Genomic DNA, 12071 nt, shown 5'->3' on the forward strand with positions numbered 1-12071 from the left:
CTTAAATAATATAAAATGAAAAAGCATATTCCTAACTTCCTTACCGGCATGAATGTGGTGTCGGGTATGATGGCTGTATTTATGGGTATGTATGGAAACCTGGAAATGGCTGCGATTTTCATACTTATCGGTATGGTTTTTGATTTTTTTGATGGAATGGTTGCCCGTTTATTACATGTGAAATCTGAGTTAGGCAAAGAGTTGGATTCTCTGGCTGATGTGGTCAGCTTTGGAGTTGCGCCTGCGATATTGGCTCATTTGCTGATGAAGGATGTGCTTTTCGGTGGACATGCAGGATGTATCCGGGATTTGTCTCTTGTGGGACAGATTCTGGTCTTTGTGCCTTTATTGATACCCTTCTTTTCTGCTTTCAGGCTGGCTAAATTTAATTTGGATAAACGGCAGACGATGTCGTTTATCGGTATGCCTGTACCTGCACATGCCCTTTTTTGGGTGGGATTGGTTTTTGCCTCGCTTTATATTCCGGAGGTCTATGCCGTTTTATTCGGGAATATCTGGGTTTTGGCTGCCTGTGTTGTTATTCTGTCTTTGTTACTGGTGAGTGAATTGCCGATGTTTTCCTTAAAGATAACGGGTTTCTCCTGGAAAGCCAATTACATTAGATATATTTATTTTTTGTGTTTGCTTCTCATTGCCGTTTTTTTCGGCTTGTCGGTTATTCTATGCATTATTCCTTTGTATATTCTGTTTTGTGCTGTGGATGCATTACTGCATGTGTCTGCAGGGAAATGATTTGATTCCCGGACAGGGATGTATTTGCCAAGGTCGGGGGGATTTTACCTGAATTATTTTGCAAATCGCGACTCATTGGAGATTGAGAAAATGCAAAAATTCAGGGAATGGAGAGGATTATATATAGAACCGGTTTAAGTCAGGTAATGCGGGAATGGCTCTTCAAAAAGTTTTCAGAAGAGTGCCAGGTGTGATTTTACAATGTATTTATTCAAGGGTTTCCAGCGGATCGTACTCAACATAGTCGTAATCCGGAGAAATTTTGACGATAGGCGTGATATTACCGGAGACGGGAGTTGGAATTATCGGCTGGGGTTGAATCAGAGTTGAACTGATATTTTTGTTGTTGTCCCCGAAGTGTACTATTCCGACCTGGGTAATGACGACTAAACCGGCAATGACAGCTGCTGCGAGGCCGTATTTTAGCGAACGATGTACCCAGTTTGTGGATTCCATATTGATATACGGAGACATTTCCGGGGTGAAAGTCGGTATTTCTATTTGTTGAGGTTTAAGTCTCTTGTCTTCTGTTGTAAGCTTAGGAGCTTCGATTTCCTCCATGCCATAGGTATCGGACAGGAAATTGTTTTCTCCCGATTCGAATATAATATTGAAGCGACGGTCTGTATAAAATACGCCTATATCGCCGAATGCGATACGTTGCCGTTGATTCAGACGGATTTTTAAATCTTCACAGAAAAGTTCGACTTGTTTTACGGCTTTATCATAAGGAATATTTTCTTTGCATACAATCCAATTGGCAAGTAAGCCGTCGTTGTGTGTCAGGTTCCGGTTAAATAGAATATCTTTTGACGGAGGGGTGATTATTCCGCTCGTTTCGTCAATACATGCACTTTTATAATTGCATATAAAACCGCCGAAATCCGGTATTATAACGCAATCATGGAGAAACAATAAATTGGATATGTATTCTATAAACCTATGCATAGTACAAAAGTAAAAAAAAGAAAGAGAATTCCAATACATATTGGGGAACTTTTTATAAAAATTCATATTTTATTGCTTACTTTGCAAAGAATAAGGTGAGAACTTAATATTATAATTTTTTTACGATGAAAGTATTTGTAACAGGAGGTACCGGTTATATCGGTTCCCATACGGTTGTAGAGCTTCAACAGAGCGGCTTTGAAGTGATCATTGTGGATAATTTGTGCAATTCAAATATTCATGTATTGGACGGTATTGAAAAGATTACCGGTATCCGGCCGGAATTCGAGCAATTCGATTTGACCGATGCTGTGGCTACGCGGGATTTTTTCTCCCGTCATCGGGACATTAAGGCTGTTATCCATTTTGCGGCATTAAAAGCTGTGGGAGAATCGGTATCAAAGCCTTTGGAGTATTACAAAAACAATTTGAATTCCTTGATGAACGTATTATCGTCTATGCGGGAGTTCGGCGTAAAGAATCTGGTATTCTCTTCTTCCTGTACGGTATACGGACAAGCCGATGTATTGCCGGTTACGGAACAGACACCGCGTAAGCAGGCGGAATCTCCTTACGGAAATACCAAAGCGATGTGTGAGGATATTATGCGGGATCTGGCCAAGGTAGAGAAAGAAATGAACCTGATAGCCTTGCGTTATTTCAACCCCATCGGTGCGCATCCTTCTGCTCTTATCGGGGAATTGCCGAACGGAGTACCTAATAATTTAATACCTTATTTGACACAGACGGTGGCTGGTATCCGGGAGCAATTGAGTGTGTTCGGAGATGACTATAATACGTCCGACGGTTCTGCTGTGCGGGATTATATCGATGTTGTGGATTTGGCAAAAGCGCATGTCGTTGCTATACGCCGGTTGGTTGAGGGGAAAAATAAGACGAATTACGAATATTTCAATATCGGAACGGGAAATGGAGTGTCGGTATTGGAGTTGATTCATGCTTTTGAGCGGGCTACCGGTAAGAAAGTGAATTATAAAATCACGGGACGCCGTGCAGGTGATATCGAAAAGGTGTGGGCCGATACGACTCTTGCCAATACAGAATTGGGCTGGAAGGCTCAGGTCAGTTTGGAAGAAACGTTGGCGAATACCTGGAGATGGCAGGAAAAGTTAGCGAATTAAGTATATATTCTGATTGTGAAAAACGGTATCCGGTCAGCCGGATACTGTTTTTTTTATTCAACGGTAACTGATTTCGCCAGATTGCGTGGCATATCTACGTTGCAGCCTCTCAATACGGCAATATGATAAGATATCAGTTGCAGGGGAATGACGGATAATAAAGGGGATAGCAATTCGAGGGTATCCGGGATTTCAATGGTGTATTGTGCAATTTTGCTTACCACTTCATCGTCGGGATTGACAAGGGCTATTACGTTGCCTTTCCGGGATTCCACTTCTTTGATATTGGAGATGATTTTTTCATAATACGCATCCCGGGTAGCAATGACGAATACCGGCATTTTTTCGTCGATAAGTGCTATCGGACCGTGTTTCATTTCTGCGGCGGGATAGCCTTCTGCGTGTATATAAGAGATTTCTTTCAGTTTTAAGGCACCTTCCAGGGCTACCGGGTATTGGCATCCCCGGCCCAGGTATATGGCGTTGGGACAATCTTTCAGTTCTGCTGCCAATTTTTTTATTTCTTCTTCTTTTTGCAGTATTTCATTGATTTTGTCCGGTAGCAAGCTTAATTCCCGGATATAATTGTGGTATTTATCGGCTTCCAATGTTCCTTTTTTGCAGCCGGTTAGCAGGGCCATCATTGTCAATACTGCGATTTGGGCCGTGAAGGCTTTTGTTGAGGCTACTCCGATTTCCGGACCGGCATGGGTATAGACTCCGGCATGGGTTTCTCTGGCAATACTGGAGCCGACGACATTGCAAATGCCGAGTACCGTTGCTCCTTTTTCTTTGGCCAATCGGATTGCCGCTAAGGTATCGGCTGTTTCTCCGCTTTGGGAGATGGCGATGACAATGTCTTTGGGATTGATGATGGGATTCCGGTACCGGAATTCTGATGCATATTCGACTTCTACCGGAATCCGGGCTAATTCTTCAATGAGGTATTCCCCCACCAGGCCGGCATGCCAGGAAGTGCCGCAACCGATGATAAGGATTCGTTCGGCCGAAGCCAAGGCCGGTATGACTTCTGTTATGCCGCCTAAAAAAATATCAGAAGCTTCGTAGTTGATCCGTCCCCGGATTGTATCTTTTATCGAATATACCTGCTCGAATATTTCTTTTAGCATAAAGTGGGGAAAGCCTCCTTTTTCTATTTTTTCAATATCCAGATCGATCTGTCTGATGTCGGGCGACAGCATATCGTTGTCGCGGCTTTTTAAGGTAAGACCGTCTTTCCGGAGGATTGCGATGTCGTCGTCATTCAGATAAATGACATTTTTTGTGTATTCGATGATGGGGGTGGCGTCAGAAGCGGCAAAATATTCACGGTCGCCAACTCCTATGACCAGGGGACTGCCTTTTCTTGTTGTGATCAATTTGTCTTGTTCGTCTGTACACATGATGACCAGACCGTAGGCTCCGACAACTTTCCCTAAAGCTAATCGCACAGCAGTTTCTGCATCGATTCCCCCTTTCATATAAATGTATTCGATCAGGTTGACGAGCACTTCCGAGTCGGTTTCACTTTTGAAGGAGTATCCTCTTCGGGCTAATTTTTCTTTCAGGTGGGCATAATTTTCAATGATTCCATTGTGAACCAAGGAGAATTTACCGTGCATAGAGGTGTGGGGATGGGCATTTTTATCGCTGGGTTCTCCATGGGTCGCCCAACGTGTATGTCCCATGCCGATAGAAGCATGGGTGTCGGAGTCCCGGAGTTTTTCTTCCAGGTCGTGGACTCTTCCCTTGGTTTTGTAAACCTGGATTTGATGGTTGTTGATTAAGGCGATGCCGGCGGAATCGTATCCCCGGTATTCTAATCTTTTCAGTCCTGTAATTAAAATAGGATAAGCTTCTTTATAGCCGATATAGGCAACTATTCCGCACATATGGTTCGTTTGTGTGTTGGTAAATTAAAAAATTATTGAAGTGGGTACTGTTATAAAAAAAAGCTGTATAAGTTTGCGACTCATACAGCTTTGTGCTTATTTTTTCGTTTCGATTATCTTATCGAAGAAATCGGAGTAATTGTCAATGTACTCCTCTTGGTTGGAATACTCCAAGATGGGTTTGCCCGATTTTTGAGCGTATTCCTGTAGGTTGGGGTCTATTTCTTTGTTGTTGAAAATGATACCATCGGCAAAATTGAAAGCCAGTTTACTCACATTGACGTGAGAAGGTTCTTTTACGATCTCGACGTCTTTGCTTTTGATGTTTTCTGTGAGGATTTTCTTGTGAAAATCTTCGTGCAGGTTGCCTTTGAATTTGTCATCTGAAGTCGAGAAAACTACTTTTGCATGTGCAAAAATCGGGTCTTCTGCATATTCTTTCTTCAGAAATATAGGCACAAGTGCTGTAAACCAGCCTTGACAATAAATCAGATCGGGTGCCCATCTTAATTTTTTGACCGTTTCGAAGACTCCCCGGGCAAAAAAGATAGCCCTTTCATCATTGTCTTCGAAGAAACTTCCCTTTTCATCAGTAATTACATGCTTTCTTTGAAAATAGTCTTCATTATCGATAAAATAGACTTGCATGCGTGCGGCTTGAATGGAAGCTACCTTTATAATAAGGGGATGGTCAGTGTCGTTGATAATCAGATTCATGCCGGATAAGCGAATAACTTCGTGCAGTTGATTGCGTCGTTCGTTGATACAACCAAACCGGGGCATGAATGTTCTAATTTCTTTTCCTTTTTCTTGTATCCCTTGAGGTAAGTACCGGCCTATATGTGACATTTCAGATTCAGGCAGATAAGGCATTATCTCTGAGGATATAAATAAAACTCTTTTCTTCGCCATAGTTACATTCTCCCAAAAAACCATACAAAGATATACAATAAAGTTTAGAAATCAAAGGTATAACATTCGGAATTCAAAGAGCAACTGTTTTATTTCTCGTTTTTTTACTCTATTTTTGATTAAAACTTCTGCTATGTCACAACGAAATGATTCTGGCAAAAACGGGGAAGAACGGGCTGTTTTATACCTTACCCATAGGGGGTATACGATCCTGGAACGGAACTGGCGGATCGGTCATAAAGAAGTAGATATTATTTGTACGGACGGGAAGATGATTATTGTCGTAGAAGTAAAAACCCGGGAAGCAGGTTGTGAGTTGCCGGGGGAATTGATCGATTTCCGGAAAAAGCGGAATTTACTTCGGGCGGGAGAAGCATATATCCGGGCAAAAGGCCTGGAACGGGAGCTGCGCTTTGATTTGATCCTTGTGTCGGGAGTAGGAATGGATGTTCTTCATATTCAGGAAGCGATACAGGTTTTTGACTGAAGGAGGATTTAATTATAATCTAAAAACTGAAAAAATATGACAACTGTTAGAGCAAAGTATTTAGGTGGTTTACGGGTAGAATGTGAACACTTACAGAGTGGAGCGAAAATTGTAACGGATGCTCCGGTGGATAATCATGGTAAAGGAGAGGCTTTTTCTCCGACGGATTTGTGTGCGACATCATTGGCTGCTTGCATGATGACTACGATGGGTATTTATGCGGAAACAATCGGTATCGATTTAACAGGGACGGAGATTGAGATAACCAAGAAGATGGCATTGGAGCCTCACAGGCGCATCGGTGAAGTGGAGATTGTTTTCCATATGCCGGACCGGGAGTATTCAGATAAACATAAAATTGCTCTGGAAAGGACAAAAAATGCCTGTGCCGTACATTTCAGCTTGAATGAGAATTTGATTCAAAACGTAAAATTCATTTGGAAGAGGTAGGGGTGATTTTAGATTGCAAATTTTAGATTTTAAATTGCCTGACAGGGGATCCGCCGCCGGATTTATTATCTGAAACCGTAAATCTACAATCAGAACCTGAATTTTAAATTTACGATTTTTGATTGTACGTACTATTCTTCCCTGCAAAAAAGAGGGATCGTAATTATAAATCGTGAATCAAAAATCAATAAACATCAGAGAAGTATAGTATGGTATTTGTTACTGGTGCTACCGGCTTACTGGGGAGTCATTTGTTGTATTATCTGGCCAGGTCGGGCAAGGAGGTGTATGCTTTGAAACGAAAAGACAGCCGTATAGAGGCAGTGAGGGAGGTTTGGCAGTTATATACCTCGGATGATACGTTGTGGGATGGGATCAGATGGGTTGAAGGAGATGTGATGGACCCGGAGGTATTGGAAACGATGGTAAGTCGTGCTGATTGTGTTTACCATTGTGCTGCCGTCGTATCTTTTGCAGGGGGAGACAAATCTTATTTGTCGGATGTAAATACAAGGGGAACGGAACATATAGCTGCGTTGTGTCAGAAGTATCGGGTCAGACTGTGTTATGTGAGTTCGATTGCGGCTTTGGGGGATGCCCGTTATGAGGGGGAGGTGATCGATGAAGATACACCGGTGATTACGGGAAGTGTTCATTCGGTTTATTCTCGGAGTAAAGCGGCAGCGGAACGTATTGTCCGGGATTATATGCAGAAAGGTCTGGAGGCTGTCATTGTAAATCCTTCTATTATTTTGGGGGCCGGCCATTGGAACCGAAGCAGTTCGAGGTTGTTTGTGACGGCAGCAAAGGGGATTATGGTTTACACGGAAGGCGTATGTGGATATGTAGATGTCAGGGATGTATGTCAGATTATACTGCTTTTGTCTGAAAATGGAATCCGGGGAGAGCGGTTTGTCATAAACGGTGGGAATTACAGCTACCGGGAATTATTTACGGAGATTGCCCGGGCTACGGGGCACCGTCCTCCGGATATACGGCTTCGTCCCTGGATGACGAATATCGCCTGGCGGTTGTTGTCGGTTGTGGGAAAGATAACAGGTAAACGCCCGGATTTTACCCGGGAAACGGCCCGGTCATCCCAGCATAAATCTTATTATTCGTCGGCTAAATTTTTGTCTTATTACCCGGATTACCGGTTTTATTCTTTGTCCGATACGATCTGTGAAATCTATGCTGCGTATAAACAGAGACGGGTTTGAATGGATGTGCTGTCTTTGTTCCGGTAGAGACATTTTTATGTGAAACTCATTTTCCTCGGTTTAAAAATATTATTTTTGTAGCTGAATATAGAAAAGGATACATACATGGAGACCCCGCTGATAGAGAAATTAGAAACTTATTACATTCGTTTTAAAGAGATCGGCCAGTTGATTACGGATCCGGAGGTGATCGGTGATATGGAGCGGTATGTCAAGCTGACTAAGGAGTATAAAGATTTGGAAGCTATAACGGCGGCGGCGGATGAATACAAAAAGGCATTGGATACAATAGAGGAATCCCGTATGATTTTGGATTCAGAGGAAGATGCGGAGCTCAAAGAGATGGCACAGCTCGAATTGGATGACCTGACGGAGAAGTTGCCTGTGATGGAGCAACATATTAAATTATTGTTGGTGCCGGCAGATCCGGAGGATTCAAAAAATGCAATCCTGGAAATCCGGGGAGGAACAGGAGGTGATGAAGCTTGCCTGTTTGCCGGTGATTTGTTCCGGATGTATACGAAATTTTGTGAGCGGAGAGGCTGGAAGGTAGAGGTGACCAATAGTAATGAGGGTACAGCCGGGGGGTATAAAGAAATTGTGCTCAATGTTTCCGGTAACGGTGTTTACGGGATTTTGAAATACGAATCGGGTGTACACCGGGTACAGCGTGTGCCCGCAACGGAAACGCAGGGACGGATACATACTTCTGCGGCGACGGTTGCTGTGTTGCCGGAAGCGGAGGAGGTGGATGTGCAATTGAACCCGAACGATATACGGAAAGATACTTATTGTTCTTCCGGTCCGGGAGGACAGTCGGTGAATACGACTTATTCAGCCATTCGTCTGACTCATATTCCGACCGGTGTTGTTGTGACCTGTCAGGATGAGAAGTCCCAGTTGAAGAATCTGGCTAAAGCGATGAACGAGTTGCGTTCCCGGATTTATGCTCTCGAATATCAGAAACATATGGACGATATTGCGGCTAAGCGTCGTACGATGGTGTCTACCGGCGACCGTTCAGCCAAGATCCGTACTTATAATTTCCCACAGGGACGGGTTACCGATCACCGGATTAATTTTACTTTGTATAATCTGGCGGCGGTTATGGACGGGGAGATTGATGAGATCATCGAGAAGTTACAGATAGAAGAAAATACGGAAAGACTGAAAGAAAGCGGTTTGTAAGTTGAAATACCGGGTTTGGTTTACCCGTTGCTTTTGAATAATCATAATACGAATCATCATGAATTATACACAACTTTTTGAGCAGATAAAGAAAAAGAAGTCGTTCCTTTGTGTCGGCCTTGACTCAGATATAGCTAAGATCCCTGCACATTTGCAAGGGGCAGAAGATCCTGTTTTTGAATTTAATAAAGCGATTGTAGAGGCTACGGCATCCGTGACCGTGGCTTACAAGCCGAATATTGCCTTTTATGAAAGCCGGGGTGTGGAAGGTTGGAAAACATTGGAAAAAACGATGAATTATATCCGGGAGCATTATCCGGAGGTTTTTACGATTGCAGATGCGAAGCGGGGAGATATCGGAAATACATCTCAGATGTATGCGAAGGCATTTTTGCAGGCATTGGATTTCGATTCTATCACGGTTGCCCCTTATATGGGAGAAGATTCTGTAACTCCGTTTCTGCAATATGAAGGGAAATGGGTTATACTTTTGGCTTTGACTTCAAATAAAGGTGCTTTTGATTTTCAGTTTTTCGAACATGAAGGACAGAAGTTGTATGAAAAAGTGTTGAAGAAGTCACAGGAGTGGGGAAATGAGAAAAATATGATGTATGTGGTGGGTGCGACTAAGGCAGAAATGCTGGAAGGCATCCGTAAAATTGTACCCGATCATTTTCTGCTGGTACCGGGAGTCGGAGCGCAGGGGGGGAGCCTGGAAGAAGTGGCCCGGTTCGGTATGAACAGCCATTGTGGTTTGCTGGTGAATTCTTCCCGGGGTATTATTTTTGCCGATAAAACCGAGAATTTTGCTTTACGTGCCGGAGAAGAAGCCCGGAAATTGCAACAGGATATGGAGCGCTTGTTGAAAGAATACGGTATAATATAATGGATCGTAATTTTAAATTGTAGATTTATGATTTTAGTTTAAAAGTCCGAAGACGAATTTCTTTGTCAAGTAATTTAGAATTTACAATCTAAAATTTACAATTTGATGTGCTGCCTGATTTGTGGGTTTTTTGTGTATTCGGGATATATGGTCTATATTTGTTTGGAATAAAATCTGATCTATGAAAAAGGTAGCAGCAATAGAAGATCTTTCCGGCTATGGACGGGCGTCGCTGACAGTAGCGATTCCGATTCTATCTAGTATGGGCTATCAGGTATGTCCTTTGCCTACAGCAATATTATCGGCTCATAGCGAATATAAAAATTTCCGGAGTGTCGATTTAACTCCCCATATGTCCGGAATTATCGATCATTGGAAAGAATTGGGGTTGTATTTTGATGCCATATATTCCGGATATCTGGCCTCTGTAGAGCAAATGGATATTGTATCCCGTTTTTTTGAGGATTTCGGACATAAGGACAATTTTATTTTAGTGGATCCGGTATTGGGTGATCACAATCGTTTATATCCCGGTATGAGCCAGGAAATGATCGGTGGTATGCGGGAGTTATGTAAGCAGGCCAGGGTTATTACACCCAATCTGACGGAGGCTGCTTTTTTATTGGGGGAATCCTGTGCCGGTCAGGTTTCTGTCAAAGAAGCTGTCGAATGGTGCCGGCGTTTGAGTGAATATGGGCCGGAATATGTGATCATTACTTCTGCTCCTTCTGAAAATAACAACAATGTGGCAACTATTGCTTATGATCGTACAGACAAACGGATGTGGCGGGTGATGTGTGATTATGTTCCGGCTTCTTACCCCGGGACGGGAGATGCTTTTGCCAGTGTTATTACAGGTTGTTTGCTGAAAGGTGATAGTTTACCGGAAGCAGTCGACCGGGCCGTTTATTTTATCAATATGGGCATAAAAGCAACTTTCGGTTATCGCCAGGATCCGCTTGATGGTATGAATCAGGAAAAAGTATTGCATTATCTGAATGAACCGCTTCCGTATTATCGGTATGAACTTTTGTGATTGAGATGGTAAAGGCTATTATTTCCGATTTAGACGGGACGATATTGCCATGTGGCGGAGAAATAAGCAAGGAGGCTTTGCATGCTTTCGGGATGCTGGGGGAACGAAAGATCGTGCGTATTATTGCTACAGGACGGACGTTATTTGCGGCCCGAAGGTTTTTACCGGATGATTTTCCCATTGATTTTTTGGTATTTTCCTCCGGAGCGGGTATTATGCACTGGAAGGATAAAAAGATCATTTTGGCCCGGCATTTGTCAATCTTAGAAACCCGGCAGATTGCGGCTTACCTATGGGAATATAATATTAATTTCATGATTCAGCAGGAAATACCCGATAATCATTATTTTTATTATACCGATATTTATCCGGCTCATTCGGATTACAAGCGCCGGATCGAGAAATTCGGAGATTTCGGACGCCTTATCGCTTGTCCGGAGGAAATCAGAACAGCAGCGACACAGTTTGTAATGATTTTGAACAGTCAACAATTACCGTTGGTTGAAAAAGTAAAAAATGATTTGCCGCATTATTCGGTTATTCGTTCAACTTCTCCATTGGACCGGTGTTCTGTGTGGTTGGAAGTGTATTCCCGGAATGTCAATAAGGGAACAGCCTGTCGTATATTGTTGAAGCAACTTTCTATACAGCCGGCGGAGTGTGGCGGTTTGGGGAATGATTATAATGATGTCGATTTTTTAGATATTTGTGGAAAAGCTTTTTTGGTTGCTAATGCTCCCCATCGGTTAATGCCTTATTATAAATCGGTCAGTGCCGATACGGAAAACGGTTTTGTTGAGTTTGTCGAGCAAGTTTGTAAATCGTAGTTTTGTGTTAGTACTTTTTATTCTTTGTTTTTTGCTTCCTGTATCCATTAGGGGACATTATGTGCCGGAATTTCGGTTTATAAGCATCCGGTCATCCCGGTAGGATATTTCTCATTGGCAATTGATTGTCCGGTAATTGATCCGGTTTTTATCATTTTAATTCCATTTTTTTTGTTTTTCATCGGTGATGTGAAATGTATGTTGATATTTCTGAAAGAGGGGGTGTTTTTATGGGGTATTCCTTGTAAAGAAATATATTTTTATAAATATGTTATATAATATGCAGGGGTGTGGATTGGGAAAAGAATATTTTAGATTTTTATCGGTTCG

Annotated in this window: 12 protein-coding genes; 9 read left to right on the forward strand and 3 right to left on the reverse strand. The window is 42.6% G+C overall.

What is annotated here, in order from left to right; all coding sequences use genetic code 11:
• The first annotated feature begins 15 nt into the window (after positions 1-15).
• Positions 16-753 carry a CDP-diacylglycerol--serine O-phosphatidyltransferase gene (gene pssA, locus DD657_RS00580; protein ID WP_021987047.1) on the forward strand — a complete coding sequence of 246 codons (738 nt, stop codon included), beginning with the start codon at positions 16-18 and terminating at the stop codon, positions 751-753.
• Positions 754-960: 207 nt separating this feature from the next.
• On the opposite strand, the gene DD657_RS00585 is transcribed toward pssA, so the two are convergent.
• Positions 961-1701, reverse strand: coding sequence for an HU domain-containing protein (locus DD657_RS00585; protein ID WP_068692276.1), 741 nt, complete (start codon positions 1699-1701; stop codon positions 961-963).
• Positions 1702-1826: 125 nt separating this feature from the next.
• Between DD657_RS00585 and galE the strand changes: the two genes are divergently transcribed.
• Positions 1827-2843: a UDP-glucose 4-epimerase GalE gene (gene galE, locus DD657_RS00590; RefSeq protein ID WP_021987049.1), complete on the forward strand. Its 1017-nt coding sequence runs from the start codon at positions 1827-1829 to the stop codon at positions 2841-2843.
• 53 nt (positions 2844-2896) lie between these two features.
• On the opposite strand, the gene glmS is transcribed toward galE, so the two are convergent.
• Together glmS and DD657_RS00600 are read right to left on the reverse strand one after the other, a co-directional pair.
• Entirely contained in the window at positions 2897-4735 is a 1839-nt protein-coding gene (gene glmS, locus DD657_RS00595) for a glutamine--fructose-6-phosphate transaminase (isomerizing) (RefSeq protein WP_021987050.1), read from the reverse strand.
• A 96-nt stretch (positions 4736-4831) separates the two neighbouring features.
• Positions 4832-5647 carry a glycogen/starch synthase gene (locus DD657_RS00600; RefSeq protein ID WP_068692274.1) on the reverse strand — a complete coding sequence of 272 codons (816 nt, stop codon included), beginning with the start codon at positions 5645-5647 and terminating at the stop codon, positions 4832-4834.
• Positions 5648-5780: 133 nt separating this feature from the next.
• On the opposite strand from DD657_RS00600, the gene DD657_RS00605 reads away from it, so the two are divergent.
• From DD657_RS00605 to DD657_RS00635, 7 genes are all read left to right on the forward strand, one after another.
• The gene (locus DD657_RS00605) at positions 5781-6134 is read left to right on the forward strand and encodes a YraN family protein (RefSeq protein ID WP_287047993.1); all 354 of its coding nucleotides are present in this window, start codon (positions 5781-5783) and stop codon (positions 6132-6134) included.
• Between the two features lie 36 nt (positions 6135-6170).
• A complete protein-coding gene (locus DD657_RS00610; protein WP_021987053.1) occupies positions 6171-6584 on the forward strand; it encodes an OsmC family protein in 414 nt (137 codons plus the stop codon).
• Between the two features lie 209 nt (positions 6585-6793).
• Positions 6794-7804: an NAD-dependent epimerase/dehydratase family protein gene (locus tag DD657_RS00615; protein ID WP_287047994.1), complete on the forward strand. Its 1011-nt coding sequence runs from the start codon at positions 6794-6796 to the stop codon at positions 7802-7804.
• Between the two features lie 105 nt (positions 7805-7909).
• The gene (gene prfA / locus DD657_RS00620) at positions 7910-8992 is read left to right on the forward strand and encodes a peptide chain release factor 1 (protein WP_021987055.1); all 1083 of its coding nucleotides are present in this window, start codon (positions 7910-7912) and stop codon (positions 8990-8992) included.
• Between the two features lie 58 nt (positions 8993-9050).
• On the forward strand, positions 9051-9878 hold the full coding sequence (pyrF, locus tag DD657_RS00625) for an orotidine-5'-phosphate decarboxylase (protein WP_287047995.1): 828 nt from the start codon (positions 9051-9053) through the stop codon (positions 9876-9878).
• 181 nt (positions 9879-10059) lie between these two features.
• Positions 10060-10914 (forward strand): pyridoxamine kinase, encoded by an 855-nt coding sequence (locus DD657_RS00630; protein ID WP_287047996.1) that lies wholly within the window; start codon positions 10060-10062, stop codon positions 10912-10914.
• Positions 10915-10919: 5 nt separating this feature from the next.
• Entirely contained in the window at positions 10920-11741 is an 822-nt protein-coding gene (locus DD657_RS00635) for an HAD hydrolase family protein (RefSeq protein WP_287047997.1), read from the forward strand.
• The last annotated feature ends 330 nt before the right edge of the window (positions 11742-12071 follow it).

Origin of the sequence: Culturomica sp., from assembly GCF_003524185.1 — a bacterium.
In the GTDB taxonomy this organism is placed as follows: domain Bacteria; phylum Bacteroidota; class Bacteroidia; order Bacteroidales; family Marinifilaceae; genus Culturomica; species Culturomica massiliensis.